General features: G+C 55.2%; 22 protein-coding genes. 17 read left to right on the top strand and 5 right to left on the bottom strand.

Going from position 1 to position 18,626, the window contains the following annotated elements:
- Positions 1-19 precede the first annotated feature (19 nt).
- The 7 genes from QZQ97_RS08305 to QZQ97_RS08275 all read left to right on the top strand — a co-directional run bounded on the left by QZQ97_RS08305 (position 20) and on the right by QZQ97_RS08275 (position 4,584).
- Positions 20-370, top strand: a complete 351-nt coding sequence (locus QZQ97_RS08305) for a DUF4377 domain-containing protein (protein WP_311993060.1) — start codon at positions 20-22, stop codon at positions 368-370.
- Between the two features lie 274 nt (positions 371-644).
- Complete coding sequence (gene fabV / locus QZQ97_RS08300; protein WP_311993059.1) at positions 645-1,844, top strand: enoyl-ACP reductase FabV; 1,200 nt, start codon at positions 645-647, stop codon at positions 1,842-1,844.
- Between the two features lie 154 nt (positions 1,845-1,998).
- Complete coding sequence (locus tag QZQ97_RS08295) at positions 1,999-2,562, top strand: DUF2975 domain-containing protein (RefSeq protein ID WP_311993058.1); 564 nt, start codon at positions 1,999-2,001, stop codon at positions 2,560-2,562.
- A 7-nt stretch (positions 2,563-2,569) separates the two neighbouring features.
- A complete protein-coding gene (locus QZQ97_RS08290) occupies positions 2,570-2,785 on the top strand; it encodes a helix-turn-helix domain-containing protein (protein ID WP_126482053.1) in 216 nt (71 codons plus the stop codon).
- Between the two features lie 616 nt (positions 2,786-3,401).
- Positions 3,402-3,722 (top strand): hypothetical protein, encoded by a 321-nt coding sequence (locus tag QZQ97_RS08285; protein WP_311993057.1) that lies wholly within the window; start codon positions 3,402-3,404, stop codon positions 3,720-3,722.
- Positions 3,723-3,746: 24 nt separating this feature from the next.
- Positions 3,747-4,190: a hypothetical protein gene (locus QZQ97_RS08280; RefSeq protein ID WP_311993056.1), complete on the top strand. Its 444-nt coding sequence runs from the start codon at positions 3,747-3,749 to the stop codon at positions 4,188-4,190.
- Between the two features lie 43 nt (positions 4,191-4,233).
- Positions 4,234-4,584 carry a hypothetical protein gene (locus QZQ97_RS08275; protein WP_311993055.1) on the top strand — a complete coding sequence of 117 codons (351 nt, stop codon included), beginning with the start codon at positions 4,234-4,236 and terminating at the stop codon, positions 4,582-4,584.
- On the opposite strand, the gene QZQ97_RS08270 is transcribed toward QZQ97_RS08275, so the two are convergent.
- Positions 4,568-5,488 (bottom strand): LysR family transcriptional regulator, encoded by a 921-nt coding sequence (locus tag QZQ97_RS08270; RefSeq protein WP_311993054.1) that lies wholly within the window; start codon positions 5,486-5,488, stop codon positions 4,568-4,570. The two genes, QZQ97_RS08275 and QZQ97_RS08270, sit on opposite strands and share 17 nt — an antisense overlap.
- Positions 5,489-5,616: 128 nt before the next feature.
- Between QZQ97_RS08270 and pcaD the strand changes: the two genes are divergently transcribed.
- Complete coding sequence (pcaD, locus tag QZQ97_RS08265; protein ID WP_311993053.1) at positions 5,617-6,408, top strand: 3-oxoadipate enol-lactonase; 792 nt, start codon at positions 5,617-5,619, stop codon at positions 6,406-6,408.
- On the opposite strand, the gene dcuR is transcribed toward pcaD, so the two are convergent.
- The 3 genes from dcuR to QZQ97_RS08250 form a co-directional block, all read right to left on the bottom strand.
- Positions 6,405-7,124 (bottom strand): two-component system response regulator DcuR, encoded by a 720-nt coding sequence (gene dcuR / locus QZQ97_RS08260; RefSeq protein ID WP_311993052.1) that lies wholly within the window; start codon positions 7,122-7,124, stop codon positions 6,405-6,407. The genes pcaD and dcuR overlap by 4 nt on opposite strands.
- A 4-nt stretch (positions 7,125-7,128) precedes the next feature.
- A complete protein-coding gene (locus tag QZQ97_RS08255; RefSeq protein WP_311993051.1) occupies positions 7,129-8,730 on the bottom strand; it encodes a sensor histidine kinase in 1,602 nt (533 codons plus the stop codon).
- A 123-nt stretch (positions 8,731-8,853) separates the two neighbouring features.
- Complete coding sequence (locus QZQ97_RS08250) at positions 8,854-9,696, bottom strand: class I fructose-bisphosphate aldolase (protein WP_311993050.1); 843 nt, start codon at positions 9,694-9,696, stop codon at positions 8,854-8,856.
- Between the two features lie 534 nt (positions 9,697-10,230).
- On the opposite strand from QZQ97_RS08250, the gene QZQ97_RS08245 reads away from it, so the two are divergent.
- The 4 genes from QZQ97_RS08245 (at position 10,231) to QZQ97_RS08230 (ending at position 14,897) form a co-directional block, all read left to right on the top strand.
- Positions 10,231-11,160 (top strand): sugar ABC transporter substrate-binding protein, encoded by a 930-nt coding sequence (locus tag QZQ97_RS08245; protein WP_311993049.1) that lies wholly within the window; start codon positions 10,231-10,233, stop codon positions 11,158-11,160.
- Between the two features lie 222 nt (positions 11,161-11,382).
- Positions 11,383-12,867 (top strand): sugar ABC transporter ATP-binding protein, encoded by a 1,485-nt coding sequence (locus tag QZQ97_RS08240; protein WP_311993048.1) that lies wholly within the window; start codon positions 11,383-11,385, stop codon positions 12,865-12,867.
- 17 nt (positions 12,868-12,884) lie between these two features.
- Positions 12,885-13,913 carry an ABC transporter permease gene (locus QZQ97_RS08235; protein WP_004943164.1) on the top strand — a complete coding sequence of 343 codons (1,029 nt, stop codon included), beginning with the start codon at positions 12,885-12,887 and terminating at the stop codon, positions 13,911-13,913.
- 63 nt (positions 13,914-13,976) lie between these two features.
- Positions 13,977-14,897, top strand: a complete 921-nt coding sequence (locus QZQ97_RS08230; protein ID WP_311993047.1) for a sugar ABC transporter substrate-binding protein — start codon at positions 13,977-13,979, stop codon at positions 14,895-14,897.
- Between the two features lie 51 nt (positions 14,898-14,948).
- Here the strand turns inward: QZQ97_RS08230 and QZQ97_RS08225 are convergent, their stop codons facing one another.
- Positions 14,949-15,764: a MetQ/NlpA family lipoprotein gene (locus QZQ97_RS08225; RefSeq protein WP_311993046.1), complete on the bottom strand. Its 816-nt coding sequence runs from the start codon at positions 15,762-15,764 to the stop codon at positions 14,949-14,951.
- 275 nt (positions 15,765-16,039) lie between these two features.
- Between QZQ97_RS08225 and QZQ97_RS08220 the strand changes: the two genes are divergently transcribed.
- The 5 genes from QZQ97_RS08220 (at position 16,040) to QZQ97_RS08200 (ending at position 18,575) form a co-directional block, all read left to right on the top strand.
- The gene (locus tag QZQ97_RS08220) at positions 16,040-16,570 is read left to right on the top strand and encodes a hypothetical protein (protein WP_311993045.1); all 531 of its coding nucleotides are present in this window, start codon (positions 16,040-16,042) and stop codon (positions 16,568-16,570) included.
- Between the two features lie 149 nt (positions 16,571-16,719).
- On the top strand, positions 16,720-17,145 hold the full coding sequence (locus tag QZQ97_RS08215; RefSeq protein WP_311993044.1) for a universal stress protein: 426 nt from the start codon (positions 16,720-16,722) through the stop codon (positions 17,143-17,145).
- A 135-nt stretch (positions 17,146-17,280) separates the two neighbouring features.
- On the top strand, positions 17,281-17,595 hold the full coding sequence (locus tag QZQ97_RS08210) for an ArsR/SmtB family transcription factor (RefSeq protein ID WP_311993043.1): 315 nt from the start codon (positions 17,281-17,283) through the stop codon (positions 17,593-17,595).
- A complete protein-coding gene (locus QZQ97_RS08205; protein ID WP_311993042.1) occupies positions 17,592-17,936 on the top strand; it encodes an SRPBCC family protein in 345 nt (114 codons plus the stop codon). Before QZQ97_RS08210 ends, QZQ97_RS08205 begins: the two co-directional genes overlap by 4 nt.
- Positions 17,937-17,981: 45 nt before the next feature.
- Positions 17,982-18,575, top strand: a complete 594-nt coding sequence (locus tag QZQ97_RS08200; RefSeq protein WP_311993041.1) for an ATP-dependent Clp protease proteolytic subunit — start codon at positions 17,982-17,984, stop codon at positions 18,573-18,575.
- Positions 18,576-18,626: the final 51 nt, after the last annotated feature.

Here is an 18,626-nt window from a genome sequence, read left to right as displayed (position 1 = left end):
CAGTCAATGGTGCATTACATTGAAAATCCAAGCGTTATTATTTGTTGCATTAGCCGGCCTGGCTGGCTGCAGCCAAGAGGGAACCTCAGTGAACCAACCCAAGAAAAACAAGGGTGACCATACGGAAGTGTTGCTGGTTAACAGTGCGCTGGTGGATTGCATGGGCGTCTCCCCGATGAAATGCATGCAGGTGCGTCATTCAATACAAGGGCAGTGGGAAATGTTTTACAGCCAGATTGAAGGCTTCACCTTTGAACCGGGCTACCGCTATCGTCTGAAGGTTAAGGTGACCCAGGCGGAAAACGTACCGGCCGATGCATCCTCACTGCGTTATACGCTGGTTGAACAGCTGGAAAAGAAAAAGGTCTGATAACGCCCCGGCAGGTCAGGGCCGAAAATCCTGACCTGAGGCCGCGTACCCAGCCGACGTCCGCTGCGGCTTGCTCAGCCTGCCGGCAAGGTGCTTTTCTACGTAAACTCCCCTGGTCATCACGCTTTATGATCACTCTCTGCGGCCTGAGTTTACCGGGCGAGACTGGTCTGCTCACTGGGCTTGTTGCGATTCTGCAATGCACCTGTCTTAAGTATATTGTGAAAATCAGGTATATTGTCCTTCGGTTTTTAGCTACCAAGACAAAATTACTATGATTATCAAACCTAAAATTCGTGGTTTTATCTGCACCACCGCTCACCCGGCAGGCTGTGAAGCCAACGTCCGCGAGCAAATCGCTTACGTTAAATCCCGTGGCGAACTGAAAAACGGGCCTAAAAAGGTGCTGGTGATTGGTGCCTCTACCGGTTACGGTCTGGCGTCACGTATCAATGCTGCGTTCGGCAGCGGTGCGGCCACCATCGGCGTATTTTTTGAAAAGCCTGGCAGCGAAGGCAAAACCGGTTCTGCCGGCTGGTACAACTCTGCCGGTTTTGATAAGGCAGCTAAAGAAGAAGGCCTGTACGCGAAAAGCATTAACGGCGACGCATTCTCCAACGAATGCCGTCAAACCGTTATTGACCTGATCAAACAGGACCTGGGTCAGATCGACATGGTGGTTTACTCGCTGGCTTCCCCGGTGCGTAAAATGCCGGAAACCGGTGAAGTGGTGCGCTCGGCGCTGAAACCTATCGGCGAACCGTACAAATCCGTGGCGCTGGACACCAACAAAGACGTGCTGGTAGAAGCCGTGGTTGAACCAGCCAACGAGCAAGAAATTGCCGATACCGTCAAAGTGATGGGCGGACAGGACTGGCAACTGTGGATGGACGCACTGGAAGAAGCCGGCGTGCTGGCAGACAACGTGCAGGCTGTCGCATACTCCTACATCGGTACCGATCTGACCTGGCCAATCTACTGGCACGGTACGCTGGGCAAAGCAAAAGAAGATCTGGATCGCGCGGCTCAGGCCATCGATCAGAAGCTGAAGGCCAAAGGCGGCGCGGCTTACGTTGCGGTGCTGAAGTCGGTAGTGACTCAGGCTTCCTCTGCCATTCCAGTGATGCCGCTGTATATCTCCATCGTTTTCAAAATCATGAAGGCTCAGGGGATCCACGAAGGTTGCATCGAGCAAATCCAGCGCCTGTTCGCCACCAAGCTGTACAGCGGCACTGCACCAGACACCGACGAGAAGCACCGTCTGCGTCTGGACGACTGGGAACTGCGTGACGACGTGCAGAACACCTGCCGTGAAGTTTGGGCGCAGATCAACGACAGCAACATCAATGAGCTGACCGATTATCTGGGCTATAAGGCCGAGTTCCTGCGTCTGTTCGGCTTTGGTCTGCAGGGCGTTGATTACGAAGCGGATCTCAGCGGTGAAGTTAAGTTCGACGTGATCGAACTGGTCTAAGCCTATCGAGCATTCGGAAAAAGCCGGGTTATCCCGGCTTTTTTACGCCCATACCTGGCTGTTCCAGTCGCTACTCATCAGTCCACTTGAACGTTGACAGCAATAAATTATCGTTTTACGATAACTTATTGCTGTTTTTCACGGATGACTCGTTATGGTTTCTGCGCCACGGATCCACCTTCCGCTTTACGTACGTTGCTTATGTTTGTTGATCATGGCGATGCTGATTATCAGCACCGGCGTGGAGATGTTCATGATTGTCCAGGGCTGGGTGCAGGGTGAGGCGTTCAACCGCATCGTGGCCGCCTATCGCGACTACTACCCGGAGCTGAATGCCTACGCCATCCCGCAGCAGCGCTGGGCGATTTTTGCCACCTTGTTGCTGGATATGTTCGCCTATGCGCCTTATTACAGCGCGCTGTTGTGCGGTGCCGGGCTGTTTTATCAGTTTTATCGCGGCAATGTCTGGCAGCGCAACAATATGCTGTTGCTGCAGATCATCGGCATTTTATTGATTGTCGATGTGTTGTTCCCTTCATTGGCCGGTATGTTGCAAGTGATGATACTGACCGCCAGTGAAAAAATGCTGTTAATAATTTATTATGGCGTCAACAGCGAGTCGGTACGTTCGTTGATCGTAGGCTGCGCAATCCTGGTGTTTAGTCGGGTATTCCTGGAAGCGTTGCGGCTGAATGAAGAACAGCTTTCTTTCGTGTGAGAATAGAGTGGCGATAATAGTAAGTCTTGATGTCATGTTAGCCAAAAGGAAGATGCGATCGAAGGAGCTTGCGGAGCAGGTGGGGATCACTGAGCAAAATTTATCGTTGCTGAAAAACGGTAAGGTCAAAGGCGTCAGGTTGGAGACGTTGGACAAAATCTGCCGCATTCTCGATTGCCAACCGGGCGATCTGCTGGCCTGGGAACCTGATAGCGAAGACTGACGCGGCAGCGCATTTTGCGCGCCGCACTCTATTTGAAAAATTTAATTGCCGCTGCGGTGAAACAGGTTGTTTATTTTAAGTTAAATCATTCGCCACATTATTTAACAGTGATGCGTTTTGTTTCTGCGTTCTCGAAGGGGCATTCTGATTAATAAACTAAAAAAAGTGTCTTTTTTATTTACCGCGGCCGACGGTTAAGTCTATTTTAAGGAGAATATATGGCATTGAGTCATGGTATCCCCGTACTGATAATATTTCTGAGTGGCTGCAGCGCTATTCATGCAGATTTATCGCATTCCTCCTGGGATCCGCCGGCGCGGGCAACGCGGGAGCAGAAACAACGCATCAGCAGTGGAGAGTCAGCCTATTCCGTATTGCACGAGGGTTCGCCTGGTATCGGCGGAACCCTGGACTGGTCAAGGTTGTGGGATCGTTAACCCGCAGAAATATATTATGCCTGCGAATTATAAGTCTCAATATCACCTATTTAATTAAGGTTTACTGTTTTTCGGCTAATGTATTTGTTCTTGGGTGATGTTTGCTTTAAGGGCAAATAATGCCTCTCTTGATTTAATGGAAATGAGCGCCTGCATGGGCCTTATTACAGGAGTTTATTGTGGAAAAGGGCATCCCCGTTATTTTCCTATTCTTATTATTACCCTGGTGCCACCCGGCCGCTGCCGCTCGTTATGAACGGGAGCAGGAAGAGGTCTCGCCCGTGCTGTTTCGCAAGAAACTGAAAGAAATGGCCCACGGCCTGTGGGACGAAATGGGGCATGAAAAACAGCGGCCTCCGGTATCGACGCAAAGCGAAAACACGACGCTGGCCCTGCGTAAAGGTTGCAAGACCCAGGGAAAAACTGCCTCTGCCACGGCTGAAGCACATCCGTCGGCCTTGCCGCGTGAAGAACAGCCCTTGCTTATCGACGGTTGTTAGCCCCTTACGGCATTAATGGAGTTTATGCTTTTGAAATTGACCTCTGTGGTTGCGGCGGCGTTCGCCTTGCTCGCATCTGGCTGTTGCTATTCATTCGTCGACCGGCACGCTCAGCCTGCAACCGCCGGCGCGAATGACGGTGCGGTTGACTATCGGCAGCGGTTTAACGGCCTGTTGCAACATCTCTGGTACGTAGAGCAAATTCGCTCGGAACAGGCGCGGCTTGCCGATTTGCGCGCACGGCGAAAAGCGCTGGAGGCCGCTATCCATCAACGGGAATCAGAGTTACCCCCTGTGCTGACCGTTGCGTATCCCCATCAGCACAAAGAATCACAGTGCGGCCTGGCATCGGCGGTTAACCGCTGCCTGGCCGTGAGGCGGTTGCCGATCCCGGTGATAGGCGCGCATCGGCTGTATGTCGGTACTTTTTGTCGCGTCTGGATCAACTGGCGGCAGGTGGGGTGCTGAGCCGTGGGTGGAGTCAGGTAAATATCATGTTGGGAGTGTATCAATGAAACGGATTTTTCTGGCCTGCGTGGCACAGTGTTGTTCTTTCTCTTCGCAAGCGTTGGTTGATTTGCAATACCACGCTGCGCTACCGCTGGATAACAAAGTCTCCGAGGATTACCAACAAAAACGCAGCGGGCTACAGCATAAAATATGGAGCGCCGAAGGCGTGGCACTGGCCAATGAAAAGGCGTTTGAGCGGGAACGGCAACAGGGGGCCAGCGAGCAGGCAAACAGACGGCGCAATAGCACAATGTTCGGCGAGCGCCGTTGCGGCAATAAACCCCAGCAGGGCGCAACGTGCAGGTTACCTGGCCGCGATATGGCTTTCCCGAATCTCAAGCACCGTCGCTGATCCCCAGCAGTCTCGTCGGCATCTGTTCCAACAGAGCGTCGATCGCAGCCCTGGTTTTGGCCGGAAGATAGCGGGTCTGTGGCCACACGGCATGGATATCGTTGGGTAACAGCTGAATGTCGTCAAGCACCGCGACCAATTCGCCGCTGCGCAGGTAGCGTGCCAGCAGCCAGTTGGGTAGCCATACCAGCCCGGCGCCGGCAACGGCGGCATCGGCCAGCGAGTGCAGATCGTCGAGTCGCAAGCGGATATCGATATTCAGCTTACAGGTAGCGGCATCGGCCTGTAATCGGTGCCACCCGACGTCCTCGCCAAACCGATGGTAGGCGATGCCGCTGTGGCCATCGAGCGCGGCAAGGGTTTGCGGAGTGCCGCGCGCGGCCAGATAAATCGGTGCCGCACACAGCGCAAGATGCTGGCTGCCCAACCGGCGGGCAATGATGTTTGCGCTGTCATCCAGTGGACCGATACGTACTGCCAGATCAAAACCTTCCTCAGCCAAATCCGCCACCCGATCATTGAAGGCGATATCGATCCGCAGATTAGGGTAGCGGTCGACCAACGCCATCAGCACTGGGGTGATGCAGTGGCGGCCCAGCAGTTTTGGCGCGCTGACCCGCAAAGTGCCTTGCGGCTCTCGCCGTCCAGTATCCAGTTCGGCGTCGGCGGCATCCAGTTCGCTTAACGCGCGCAGGCAGCGATCGTAATAGGCCTGGCCTTCCTGGGTCAGGCTCAGGCCGCGAGCGTTGCGATGGAACAGCAAGACCCCGAGGCGCCGCTCAAGGCGGGCGATGCCTTTACCCACCGCAGAGCGGGTCAGGTGCAGGCGTTCGGCGGCCAGGGCAAAGTTGCCGGCCTCGACCACCCGGACGAAGGTAGTAATGCCGGTGAGGCGATCGTTCATGCTCAAAATGGGTTCCTGTCAGGCTACACAGCCGGTCATTTAAGGCGCTCGTCATCCTTATTTAACTCTATAGCATAGTGGAAACAGGGCGCCGGGATCCTCCCGCGTTCAGGGCTATCGGGGTGATCATGAACAGCTTATCTTTTATTACCGCCGGTGACGGTTGCAAGATTGCCTACAGGTTTGACGGCACAGCCGATAAACCGATTCTGGTGTTATCCAACTCGATTGGCACCACAATGGCGATGTGGGACGATCAAATCACGGCACTATCCGCACATTTTACCCTGCTGCGTTACGACGGGAGGGGGCACGGCGCGTCAGACGCCCCTGCGGGAGCCTATTCGGTCGCCAGGCTGGGGCGCGACGTGATTGAACTGCTGGATGCGTTGCGGCTCGATAAGGTGTTCTTCTGCGGCCTGTCGCTGGGGGGCATGGTTGGGCAGTGGCTCGGCGTACACGCGCCGGAGAGGATCGAAAAGCTGGTACTGGCCAACACCTCGTCTTATTTGGGGCCGGCAGGGCAATGGGACGCGCGGATTGCCGAACTGCGGCAGGCTGATATGCATGACGTCGCGGCAGGGTTTCTCACTAACTGGTTTTCGGCAGAATACCGGCAGCAGCATGCGGCGACGGTGGCCAGATTTCGCGCCATGTTGCTGGCCACCTCCGTGCAGGGATTGGCCGGGTGTTTTGCCGCCGTTCGCGAGCTGGATATGCGCCGTACGGCGGCATTGATTCTGGCGCCGACGCTGGTGATCGCCGGCAGGGATGACACCGTCACCTCGTTATCGCAGGGTGAATTGCTGGCCCGTACGGTGCCGGGCGCAGAGTTACTGATATTGCCGGTGGTGCATCTGTCCAACGTTGAGCGGCCTGATGATTTTTTGGCGGCGCTGTTGGATTTTCTGATCGGCTAGGCCGGCCGGCAATACTCTTTCAGCATGGCGATGGCATCCGGCTTAAGTTGGTAAAGATAGACCGGCCTGCCGGTAGTACCGTACAGAATACGGGTGCCAAGGATGCCGCTTTCTGCCAGATAGATCAGATATTTGCGGCAGGAAACGCGAGAAATGCCGATGGCGTTGGCCAGATTGTCGGTGGAGAACTCGCCGTCATGTTGCTGTTCAATCCATTCGCACACCGTGCTCAGCGTGATGGCGGTCAGCCCCTTCGGCAGTTTCTTGCCTTCGCTGCTGTTGGGCTGGCGGCGCAGCAGGCTGTCGACGTCGCTCTGCGAGAACTCGCGTTGCGCCAGTATTTGCGACTGCTGCTGGTAGTTGTTCAACGCCTCTTTGAATCGGGTGAACTGGAAAGGCTTGATCAGATAATCCACCACGCCGTAGTGCAGCGCTCGCTGCACCGTGTCTACGTCGCTGGCGGAAGAAATGATGATGACGTCGGTTTTTTCACCCAGCTCGCGCAGGCCGGGCAGCAGATCCAGCCCGTTTTCCTGCTGCATATAGATGTCCAGCAGCACCAGATCGACAGTGACGCTGGCGTCTGCCAGCAACGCGCGCGCCTGCGCCAGCGTGGCGACCGTCGCCTGGCAGTGAAAACCGCTGACCTGGCTCAGATAGTATTTATTGAGTTCCGCAACCATCGGATCGTCGTCGATAATCAATACGTTAATCATGGGTTCAGCCCTTGGCCCGATAGGGAATATGCACAAAAAATTGGGTTAGTTCACCCGGTTCAGAGTCGAAATCAATGCTGCCACCCAGCTTCTCCAGGCTGCTGCGGATCAGCGCCAGCCCGATACCGCGCCCCGGTCCTTTGGTGGAAAAACCCTGTTCAAAAATACGTGCGCCGATAGCCGGATCGATCCCGGGGCCGTCATCACTGACAATACAGTGTAAGTGATTCTCATTGTGATGGAAGCTCAGGTTGATCTCATGCCCTTCAACGCCGTCGATGGCGTCGATGGCATTTTCAATCAGATTACCCAGCACGCTGATAAGCACATGGGTAGTTTCCGCATCGTCGCTTTCCGGCAGCAGACTGGTCTCATCAATGGTCAACTCAATGCCGGCCTCATGAGCGCGGCTGATTTTGCCGATAAAGAACCCCGCGACTTCCGGAGACTGGATCTTGCGCAGCAGCGCGCCGATTTCTTCCTGGTAGTTGCTGGCAGTATTGATGATGTAGTTTTCCAACTGCTGATAAGCCTTCATATGCAACATGCCGAGGATTACGTGCAGCTTGTTCATAAACTCATGCGACTGCACGCGCAGCGCATCGGCGTAGTGCGCCATCCCGCTCAGGCGCTGCACCAGTTGGCTGACCTCGGTTTTATCGCGGAAGGTGGCGATGGCGCCGATAACCTGGCCTTTGACGATCACCGGCACGGTATTGGTTAACAACTCGCTGCCGTTAAAGCTGATCTGCCGGTCGCGTAGCGGTTTGCCGCTGGCCAATACCTCCGCCAGATGCAACTGGGCCGGCCAATGCTTGCTGGCGGATTCCAGCAGCAAATTCTCAAGCGGCCCGCATTGACGCAGCAGCCGTTTGGCTTCGTCGTTGACAATGGTAATGCGCGACTGGTTATCGACCGCGATCACGCCTTCTTTAATCGACTGCAGCATGGCGTTGCGTTGTTCGAACAGGTTGGAAATTTCGTAGGGTTCAAAGCCGAGCATGATGCGTTTCAACGCCTTCACCAGGAAGAAAGTGCCGAGCGTGCCGACCAGCGCGGCGAAGGCGATGGTCCAGTAAATAATCCAGCGGCTTTCGCCCAGCACCCGGCGGACGGTATCCAGTGCGATGCCGAGTGACACTACGCCGATCTGCTGCCGTTGCGCGTCATAGACCGGGACAAAAACCCGCAGTGACGGCCCCAGCGAGCCGCGAGTAATGGCGCTATTGTTTTTGCCGTGCAGCGCAGGCTCCAGATCCTCGCCGATAAAATGCTGGCCGATGCGCCAGGGTTTGGGGTGCGAGTAGCGAATGCCTTTCATATCGACCACCACCACGAACAGCAGCTCGTTCTGCTTACGCACCTGCTCGGCAAAGCGCTGGATTTCGCCGCTGCGATCCTGACGTTCAAGGCCGTCGACCACGGTGGAGGAGAGCGCCAGCGTATTGGCAATAGCCATCGCTTTTTGCTGCAACTGAGCCTGCCCCTCTTGGTTCATCTGCACAAAAAACAGCGCGAACACCACCAGCAGCACCGAAGCAATAATGGCGGACACCATTAGCGTGAGTGTGGTGCTGAGCTTCAGCGGGATCCGTTGTTTTGGCATGGCGGTTCTCCGAATGGCGATATCAACGATTCTTGCGGGGAATAGGTCGTAGGGTAGTGACCGGCAGCAGGTTATAACATGCTGCCGCCGGGCGAGGGATTATTTTAGTTACAAAAGCCGTATTCAGGGCTGGTGGTAGATTTCCAGCGCCTGTTGGCCGCTGGCACCCTGATGGATGATCGCCATTAGCGCACTGACCACTTTTGACGGGTTGCTGTGCTGATAAACGTTGCGGCCATACACCATGCCGGATGCGCCTTGCGCCATCAGTGCGGCAGACTTCTCCAACACTGCGCCCAGTTCGCCTTTGCCGCCGCCGCGTACCAGCGTTGGGCAGCGTGCCGCTTCCACGATGCGGTGAAAATCCTCCACCCGTTCGGTCGGATCGGCCTTGATGATGTCGGCACCCAGTTCACGCGCCAACCGCACCAGCGGCACCATTTTTTCCACATCACCCAGCGAACCATAAGCGGCGCCCTGGCCGGGCGGGGCCATCACCAGCGGTTCGATCATCAGCGGCATGGCGTAGCGATCGCAGGCATGGCGCAGCCGGCCGATGTTCTCCACGCACTGGCGGAAAATGCCCGGTTCATCGGGGATCAGATACAGATTAACCACCACCGCTGCGGCATCCATCTGCAGCGCGGCGAGGATCGGCGCATCCGGGTTATGCAGCACCGCCCACATTTCGCGGTGGCGGGCGGCATTATAGGCATTGCCGACGTCGGTACGCATCACCAGCGCCGGTTTGTCGCGCAGCGGCGAGCGTTGCAGCAAATCCGCCTGGCCGTAGTTAACCTGAATGGCATCCGGCCGGGCGGCGATCAGGCTGCCCATGACCCGTTCGATATCCTCCAGGCCGATTAAAAAATCCGGTTCATTGGCGATGCCGTGGTCGATCGCCACATCGAGGCATTTACCGTTATTAAACAGCCGGTTCATCCGTACCTTACTGCTGAGCTGCATGTCAGATCCTCCTGAAAATAGGGATATGTCCAGTATCGCTGAGTAAGCATGAGCATGAAATGTGGAAACCGCAAACTGCGCGCCCGCTCGCACATTTACTGAGAAATCGTCGCGCCATTTTCCATTGCCGTGGGCGTTAACTGCGGTTGAACGCAGTAAAGGACGTAGTCGGCTGATGGCTTTTGCGTCATTTGTTAGATCCGTGTCATGTTTTTGTTACTTGGTCATTCCAAAACGCATGTTTCGCTTGTTTGAGTTAAAAAGTTTCAATAATCTCAATTATGAAATAAACATTTGATAATGACGTGATGACGTTACTGCTTTGTTAGAGGGTTTATTTCAATACATTGTTTTTGTTCTATTTTGAGATATCGATCAACATTTTACACACCGCCCGAATACGCAGAAAAAGCGGTAAATCTGCCGTATCAAAGGGATAACACCGACCGGATTGTTGTTTGAATGTAAAAAATATTTTTCATTAGCTGTCAAATCAACAGGCCTCTTCATTCTAACGATTAAAGGGTACAGAACATGAAGCTGAAGAAACTGATCGTCACCTCGGTACTGATGTGCATGTTGCCGGCCAGCGTGTTGGCAAAAGACATCAAGATCGGCGTTTCAATGGCTTATTTCGATGACAACTTCCTCACCATCCTGCGCCAGTCAATGCAGAGCAAAATGAAGGCGGACGGCAACGTCAGCGGTCAGTTTGAAGATGCCAAAGGGGATATTGCCCAGCAAATTCAACAAGTAGAAAACTTTGTCAGTCAGGGCGTCGACGCCATCATCCTCAACCCGGTCGATACCCAGGGCGTGAAGCCAATGATCAAACTGGCGGAAAACGCCAAGATCCCATTGGTGTTCGTTAACCGTCGCCCGGAAGTCACGCTGCCGGCGGGCATGGCTTACGTGGGCTCAGACTCCAAACTGGCAGGCAAGCTGCAAATGGAAGAGCTGGCCAAGCAGATGAACGGCAAGGGCAACGTGATGATCCTGATGGGCGAGCTGTCCAATGAAGCGACCCGCGACCGTACCCGCGGCGTGGAAGAGGTGGCGGCCAAGTACCCCGGCATCAAAATCCTCGACAAACAAACCGCCAAGTGGGGCCGTAAAGAAGCCGTCGACATTACCACCGACTGGGTGCTGACCGGTCAGCAGATTGATGCCATCGCCTCCAACAACGACGAAATGGCCATCGGCGCGATCCTGGCACTCAAGCAGGCGAAGAAAAGTGGCGTGCTGGTGGCCGGCGTTGACGGCACTCCGGACGCGCTGGAGTTCATCAAGAAGGGCGATCTGGCGTTGAGCGTATTCCAGGACGCTAAAGGGCAGGGCGAGGGCGCAGTGCAAACCGCCATTCAGCTGGTTAAGGGCGAGAAGGTGGAAAGCAACGTCCTGATCCCGTACCAGCTGATCACCAAGGCCAATTATCAGGAATTTGCCGACAAGAACAGAAAATAAGCGTTAAAGCAGCGCGGCTATACCCTATGAATTTCATGCTGCAGCTAGGCGCCCAGCTTGCTAATCCCCAGGCGCTTACTTTAGTAAGTAACTGGGGTAAGCAAGAGCAGGTAACAACGCTGCAGTTTGAAAGGCGACGGGTATATATCCCTTGCCGTATTGACCCGGCACACGGCGGTAAATACGGCAGGGATGCATTGACGAACGGCGGAGGTTATCAGTATGTATCCTTATGTTCTTGAGGCTGAAGGCATCAGTAAGCAGTTTCCCGGCGTGAAGGCGCTGGACAAGGTCTCAATTAAAATCAAACCAGGCAGCGTACACGCGTTAATGGGAGAGAACGGCGCGGGAAAATCCACGCTGATGAAATGTTTAATCGGCATTTATCACCCCGATGAAGGCACCATTAAAATAAAAGGCGAGCCGGTGATCTTCAGCGACACGCTGCAGGCGCTGCATTCGGGCATTTCCATGATTCACCAGGAGCTTAACCTGGTGCCTTACATGACGGTGGCGGAAAACATCTGGCTGGGGCGCGAACCGGTGCGGCTTGGCTTCGTCAATCATGACGAACTGAACAGGAAAACCCGCGATCTGCTGGCGCGGCTGAACATCAAGTTAAAACCGGAGACCCTGGTCGGCGAACTTAGCATCGCCAGCCAGCAAATGGTGGAGATCGCCAAGGCGGTTTCCTATAACGCAGACGTCCTGATTATGGACGAGCCGACCTCGGCGCTGACCGAGAGCGAGGTCGGGCACCTGTTCGCCATCATTCGCGAGCTGCGCGAACAGGGTAAAGGCATTATTTATATCAGCCACAAGATGGACGAGATTTTTGCCATCACCGATGAGGTGAGTATTTTCCGCGACGGCACCTTTATCGCCTGCGACAAAACCGAAAACCTGACCAAGCAGTCGCTGATCACCATGATGGTAGGGCGCGAACTGACCCAAATGTTCCCCAAGTTCAACAACAATATCGGCGAGGAAGTGCTGCGGGTCGAAGGGCTGCGGCGTTCGGACTGGTTCCACGATATTTCGTTCAGCGTTAAACGCGGCGAGATCCTCGGCGTCGCCGGGCTGGTGGGCGCAGGCCGCAGCGAGGTGATGGAAAGTTTGTTCGGCATGCACCCGGCGGACGGTGGCAGCATCTTTATCGAGGGTAAGGCGGCAAAGGTTGATTCCCCGTCGAAGGCCATCGAGCTGGGGCTGGCTTTTCTTACCGAAGATCGCAAAAAGTCCGGGCTGTTTCTGGTGCTGTCGGTGGTCGAGAACATGAGTATCGTCAACCTGTCGGAATACATCGGCAAGAACGGATTTGTCAGCCATGTGCAAATGGCCAAAGACTGCATGGAGCAGATTAAAAAGCTCAACATCAAAACCCCGACCATGGATCAAATCATCAATAACCTGAGCGGCGGCAATCAGCAGAAGGTGCTTATCGCCCGCTGGCTGCTGGCACAGCCGAAAATATTGATTCTCGACGAGCCCACGCGCGGTATCGACGTGGGGGCGAAAGCGGAAATTTATCGCCTGATCAGCGAGCTGGCGAACCGTGGCGTCGCCATTATTTTGGTGTCCTCGGAATTGCCGGAGATCCTTGGCATGAGCGACCGGGTAATGGTCATGCACGGCGGCCGTATTACCGGCATTTTGGATAAAGAAGAAGCGGATCAGGAAAAAATCCTGGCGCTGGCCTCTGAATAACGCATAGGTGAACCACCATGAGTAATGTAAAAATCGAGAAGCCGCTTGCGGGTAAAGCGCCATTGTTCTCTGGCCTGAGCGGCAAAATGCCGAAAGACACCGGCATCTTTATCGTGATGATCGGCATCGCGCTGATATTCGAAATTCTCGGCTGGTATATCCGCGATCAGTCATTCCTGATGAATCCCAACCGACTGTTGCTGATCGTTCTGCAGGTGGCGATTATCGGCATTATCGCCGTCGGCGTTACCCAGGTCATTATCACCACCGGTATCGATCTCTCTTCCGGCTCGCTGATTGCGTTGACGGCGGTGGTGGCGGCCAGTTTGGCGCAAACCTCCGACAGCATTTCACCGATGTACCCGGCGCTGCTCGATTTGCCTGCGGCGATCCCGATCGGCGCAGGGATAGGGGTGGGCATCGTTTGCGGTTTCATTAACGGTTTCCTGATTACCCGCACTGGCATTCCGCCTTTTATCGCCACTCTGGGCATGATGGTGTCGGCGCGCGGCCTGGCGCAGTATTACACCCAGGGTAATCCGGTCAGCTTCCTGTCCGACGGTTTCACCTCGATCGGCCAGGGCGCGATGCCGGTGATTATCTTCCTGGTGATTGCGGTGATCTTCCATATCGCGCTGAAACACACCCGTTACGGCAAATACATCTATGCCATCGGCGGCAACATGACCTCGGCCCGTGTATCCGGCATCAACGTCAATAAATACCTGGTGACGGTGTATACCATCGCCGGTGGCCTGGCGGGGTTGGCGGGCGTGGTGCTGGCGGCGCGCGTCAGCAGCGGCCAGTCGAGCATGGGGATGTCTTACGAACTGGACGCCATCGCCGCGGCGGTGATTGGTGGCAGCAGCCTGATGGGCGGCGTCGGGCGCATTACCGGCACGCTGATCGGCGCGGTGATCCTCGGGCTGATTAAAAGTGGCTTTACCTTTATCGGCGTGGACTCCTACATTCAGGACATTATCAAAGGCGTGATTATCGTCGCTGCCGTGTCGATCGACATGCACCGTAACCGCAAAAAACACTGATTGCCGTGAATTGCCGCCGAAGCAGTCGGGTCGGCGGTATTTTTTTATCTCCGGGGAATTACCATGAAATACTTAAAAAAAATCGTGCTGGTGGCGGCACTCAGCTGTTCCACCTCGGCGCTGGCGGAAACCATCGGCGTGTCGATGGCCTATTTTGACCAGAACTTCCTGACCATTATCCGCCACTCGATAGACAAAGAGGCCAAGGCGCGCGGTATCACCGTGCAGTTCGAAGACGCACGTGGCGACGTTGGCCGCCAGACCGATCAGGTGCAGAGCTTTATCAGTGCCGGCGTGGACGCGATTATTGTCGATCCGGTTAATTCGGCGGGGACGCCGGCCATCACCAAACTGGTGACGAAGGCGGGTATTCCGCTGGTGTACGTGAACCGCACGCCGGGCGACAGCAAATTGCCTTCCGGTGTGGTGTTTGTCGGTTCCGACGAGAAAGAGTCCGGCACCCTGCAAATGGAAGAGTTGGCGCGCCTGGCGAACTACAAGGGCAATGTCGCGATCATGATCGGTAACCTGACAGATGCCGGGGCGCTGCAACGCACCAAAGACGTGGAGCAGGTGGTAGCGAAGTACCCGAACATGAAGGTCGTGCAGAAGCAAAGTGCCAACTACTCGCGCAGCGAAGGCATGGATTTGATGATGAACTGGGTCACTAACGGTGAATCCATCGATATTGTCGCCGCCAACAACGACGAGATGGCGATTGGCGCGATCATGGCGTTGCAGCAGGCCGGCAAGCGTGACAGCAAGGTGCTGATCGGCGGCATCGATGCCACGCCGGACGGCCTGAAGGCGTTGTCTTCCGGCAAGATGCAGGTGACGGTATTCCAGGACGCCGTTGGCCAGGGCAAAGCCTCGGTCGACGTAGCGCAGCGGATGATCAAAGGTGAAAAACTGGAGCCGTATTACTGGATCCCGTTTGAACTGGTGACGCCGGCCACTATGCAAAAGTACATCGCCAAACAGTGACTCCGGCTGGCTGAGGATATGGCGCTGCACGCAGCGCCATTGTTGTAGGCGTTACCAGCCCTTCACCGCGTCGCCCTTGTAGATGTCGGCCGCGCTGGCGGCCACTTCATCGGTCTGATAGGCCTTGACCAAATCCTTCACGTTTTCGCTGTCTTTGTTATCGATGCGTGTGGCGAAAATATTGACGTAAGGCGAGTTTTTATCTTCGACAAACAGACCGTTCCTGGCCGGTGACAGGCCGATCTGGCTGGCATAGTTGGTATTGATAATCGCCAGCGCTACCTGTTTATCGTCCAGCGCGCGCGGCAACTGCGGCGCTTCGATCTCGACGATTTTCAGTTTCTTCGGATTCCCGACGATATCCAGCGCGGTAGGCAGCAAGCCGACGCCGTCTTTCAGAACGATCAGCCCCTGTTTTTGCAACAGCAGCAGCGAGCGGCCGAGGTTGGTGGGATCGTTCGGCACGGCGATCTGCGCCCCGTCCGGCAGTTGGCTGAGCGAAGTGATTTTTTTCGAGTAACCGGCAATCGGGTAAACGAAGGTATTGCCCACCGCGACCAGCTTGTAACCGCGTTCCTGAATTTGTTTTTCCAGGTAAGGCCGGTGCTGGAAGGCATTAATATCCAGGTCACCGTTGTTCAATGCCTCGTTGGGCAGCACGTAATCATTGAACGTCACCACTTCCACATCCAGGTTGTACTTCTGTTTGGCGACCTTCTGCACCACTGCCCACATCGATTGATCGATACCGGAACTGATACCGACCTTAATATGGTGGCTGTCTTGATCCGCTGGCCCGCAGGCGGTGAGCAGCAGAGTGCCGGTTACCGCCAACGTTGCGGCGAGTTTTTTTAGCGTAAATGTCATTTTCCCAGAGTCCTTGTCAAAATAGCCTGCTGGTTATTGCAGGATAAGCAGTGATGATGACTCTAAGTAAACGTCAGGATAAAACAAAAGACGGATTCACTATGATTAATAGCGATTTGCTATGAGCAACGTCAGGCGTCGCCGGGCGTGAAATAAGGGTTATAGGATTGCTCTGTTTGTGCCCTTGGTCTCCGGTTTGTTTTGACTGCGGATCCACCGGGTTATTATGATGTCCGCAGGCCCGGCAGGGGCAGAATTCACGAAAGGAAAATACAATGCGATTTAACATCTGGAGCAAGGCGCTGCTGCCGCTGGTGGTGTTGGCCTGCGTATCGGCGACGCAGGTACAGGCGGCGGAGCAGGGCCAGCAGGCGGCGGTTGAACCCATCCCAAAAACGCTGTTGGGTAACTGGCATGTCAGCAAGATTTTGCCGACGCAAACCGTGGGTTGCTGGGACGAACAGCAGGCAAAAAGCCTGGTCGGCGGCAAAATCAGCTATCAGGCCGACGGCTTCAGTTGGAACGGCACCGCGCTGAAAAATCAGGGCGCGACCCTCAGCACGGTCGAGGCGCAGGAATTTGTCGAGGACAATTCCGGCAGCAGTTCCTACATTGACTTCCCGATGCTGGGCATCAGCACGCCTTCGGTTGAGCGGGTGGCGATCCAGCATGCCGATACCGAGATTAAAGGCATCACCGATCAAGGCACCGAAGGCGTACCCGGCGACAACGTGCTGGTGAAAGACGCCAACACGCTGATTCTGTCGGTTTGCAATGTATGGTTTGAAGTGCAGCGCGTGCGTTGATCCCTCTCAGGCCCCGTCGGCGGGGCCATTCTTCTGCGTAATATCCCCGTCCGATTGCCGCGTTTCTGAACTAAAATTAACCATAACGATATAACCCTGATGGGATATCGGAGCCTCGGCTCTCTACCGAGTCAATGACAGGAGGCGCTATGTGTTATCAACATATTTTAATTACCACCGATCTGAGCGATGACGGCAAACGGTTGGTTGAAAAAGGCGCGTTGCTGGCCGCCGCTTTGAAGGCCAGGCTCTCCCTGATCTACGTGGACGTTCATTACGATACCTATCACGCGGCGATTGGCTTTTCGGAGAGAAGCTACGACGGTGTATCTTTCGACGACAAGATCAAAAAAGAGATGGAACCGATGACCCAAAATGTGAATTACCCGATCCACGAGGTGATTATCGGGCGCGGGGATTTTATTGAACAATTGCAGAACGCGGTAGTGGATAAAGGGATAGATCTGGCGATCTTCGGCCATCATCACGACCTGTGGAACAACCTGTTTTCATCGACCCGCCATGCCATCAATCAGCTGAACGTCGACGTGCTGGTGATCCCGATTAAACAGTAACGCATAAACAAACCGCGCGGCTGCGCGGTTTGTCGTCTCCCGGCTGCCTACCCCTTTTCCTCGTTCTGTAATAGGCAAATGACTATCTCATGCTGAAAACTTGCGCATTAGATAAGTGGGTACTAATGTGTAGTCATGAATGAAAATGACATCTTCAAAGCGCTGGCGGATCCCACCCGTCGCGCCATCTTCGAAAAGCTGGCGATTGGCAGTATGAATGCCAGTGGGCTGCGCGAAGGCATGCAAATCAGCCAATCGGCCATGTCCCAACATCTGGCAGTGTTGCGCCACGCCGGGCTGGTGTGTGAGGAGCGGCAGGGCCGTTTCGTCAATTACGAAGTCGATCCCCAAGGACTGGCGCTGATAGCCCGCTGGCTGGATAAGTACCGTGCCTTCTGGCCGGCACAGGTCGACAAGCTGAACATTTTGCTCAAGGACATGGACCAATGAACGATACCGGCAGCGAAAAACGAAGCGAGCCTTTGCTCCTCGAATACCGGCTCGACGCACCGCCGGAGAAAGTCTGGCGGGCGATTGGCATCCCCGAGTTGCGCGAACAATGGTTGCCACCACAGGTATTGGCCGATGCCGAGCCGGTGGTTTCGATACCGGGTGAGGAAATCCGTTATCGGATGCGCGATGACGAACCGCCATTCCTCGAAAGTACGGTAACGCTGCAAATCCGGCCCGGCACCGATGGCGGCAGCCTGTTGCGCATTATCCATGCACTGGACGACGTACGCCTGACGGCGGCCAACGACAGCGGGCAACCCCTTATGCGCGCCGCCTGACACCTTTCATTCATCTGGCCTGTATCTGACAAACGGAGTTCACCTATGCGTGAAGCGATGCTGCTCGTCCCGATGGTGGTAGAACAATCCAGCCAGGGGGAAAGATCCTTTGATATTTACTCGCGGTTATTGCGCGATCGCATCATCTTTCTGAATGGCGAAGTCAACGACGCCACCGCCGAACTGGTCTGTGCGCAGTTGCTGTTTCTCGAGGCGGAGAACCCGGAAAAACCCATTCACCTCTACATCAACTCACCCGGCGGTGCCATTACCAGCGGCTTCGCCATTTATGACACCATGCGATTCATCAATGCGCAGGTGCATACGCTGTGCATGGGAACCGCCCGCTCGATGGGGTCGTTTCTGCTGATGGCGGGGGAGCCGGGCCACCGCGCGGCATTGCCCAATGCCAGCCTGCATGTTCATCAGCCGTTGGGCGGTTTTCAGGGCCAGGCATCGGATATTTTTATTCATGCCGAAGAGATGCGGCGCACCAAGGAGCGGGTGATCCGGCTGTATGCCGAACATTGTGGCCACAGCGATGAAGAGGTCGAACACGTGCTGGATCGCGACCGCTTTATGACGGCCGACGAGGCGGTTGAGTGGGGGCTGGTGGATCGGGTGCTGGTGCGGCGGTAGCCGGGGGGAGGGAAAAGATTTCACCTTTGCCACAGGATATGGCCTATTTTT

It is taken from the genome of Serratia sp. root2, assembly GCF_031931805.1.
Taxonomy (GTDB): Bacteria; Pseudomonadota; Gammaproteobacteria; order Enterobacterales; family Enterobacteriaceae; genus Serratia; species Serratia inhibens.
The sequence above is the reverse complement of the archived record's forward strand: the minus strand, read 5'-3'. Positions and strand labels throughout refer to the sequence as shown.

Bases quoted from the DNA above. Each gene is read 5' to 3' on its own strand.
- fabV (WP_311993059.1), top strand. From the start codon at position 645: ATGATTATCAAACCTAAAATTCGTGGTTTTATCTGCACCACCGCTCAC.
- QZQ97_RS08295 (WP_311993058.1), top strand. From the start codon at position 1,999: ATGGTTTCTGCGCCACGGATCCACCTTCCGCTTTACGTACGTTGCTTA.
- QZQ97_RS08280 (WP_311993056.1), top strand. From the start codon at position 3,747: ATGCTTTTGAAATTGACCTCTGTGGTTGCGGCGGCGTTCGCCTTGCTC.
- QZQ97_RS08275 (WP_311993055.1), top strand. From the start codon at position 4,234: ATGAAACGGATTTTTCTGGCCTGCGTGGCACAGTGTTGTTCTTTCTCT.
- QZQ97_RS08270 (WP_311993054.1), bottom strand. From the start codon at position 5,488: ATGAACGATCGCCTCACCGGCATTACTACCTTCGTCCGGGTGGTCGAG.
- pcaD (WP_311993053.1), top strand. From the start codon at position 5,617: ATGAACAGCTTATCTTTTATTACCGCCGGTGACGGTTGCAAGATTGCC.
- dcuR (WP_311993052.1), bottom strand. From the start codon at position 7,124: ATGATTAACGTATTGATTATCGACGACGATCCGATGGTTGCGGAACTC.
- QZQ97_RS08255 (WP_311993051.1), bottom strand. From the start codon at position 8,730: ATGCCAAAACAACGGATCCCGCTGAAGCTCAGCACCACACTCACGCTA.
- QZQ97_RS08250 (WP_311993050.1), bottom strand. From the start codon at position 9,696: ATGCAGCTCAGCAGTAAGGTACGGATGAACCGGCTGTTTAATAACGGT.
- QZQ97_RS08245 (WP_311993049.1), top strand. From the start codon at position 10,231: ATGAAGCTGAAGAAACTGATCGTCACCTCGGTACTGATGTGCATGTTG.
- QZQ97_RS08240 (WP_311993048.1), top strand. From the start codon at position 11,383: ATGTATCCTTATGTTCTTGAGGCTGAAGGCATCAGTAAGCAGTTTCCC.
- QZQ97_RS08235 (WP_004943164.1), top strand. From the start codon at position 12,885: ATGAGTAATGTAAAAATCGAGAAGCCGCTTGCGGGTAAAGCGCCATTG.
- QZQ97_RS08230 (WP_311993047.1), top strand. From the start codon at position 13,977: ATGAAATACTTAAAAAAAATCGTGCTGGTGGCGGCACTCAGCTGTTCC.
- QZQ97_RS08225 (WP_311993046.1), bottom strand. From the start codon at position 15,764: ATGACATTTACGCTAAAAAAACTCGCCGCAACGTTGGCGGTAACCGGC.
- QZQ97_RS08220 (WP_311993045.1), top strand. From the start codon at position 16,040: ATGCGATTTAACATCTGGAGCAAGGCGCTGCTGCCGCTGGTGGTGTTG.
- QZQ97_RS08215 (WP_311993044.1), top strand. From the start codon at position 16,720: ATGTGTTATCAACATATTTTAATTACCACCGATCTGAGCGATGACGGC.
- QZQ97_RS08210 (WP_311993043.1), top strand. From the start codon at position 17,281: ATGAATGAAAATGACATCTTCAAAGCGCTGGCGGATCCCACCCGTCGC.
- QZQ97_RS08205 (WP_311993042.1), top strand. From the start codon at position 17,592: ATGAACGATACCGGCAGCGAAAAACGAAGCGAGCCTTTGCTCCTCGAA.
- QZQ97_RS08200 (WP_311993041.1), top strand. From the start codon at position 17,982: ATGCGTGAAGCGATGCTGCTCGTCCCGATGGTGGTAGAACAATCCAGC.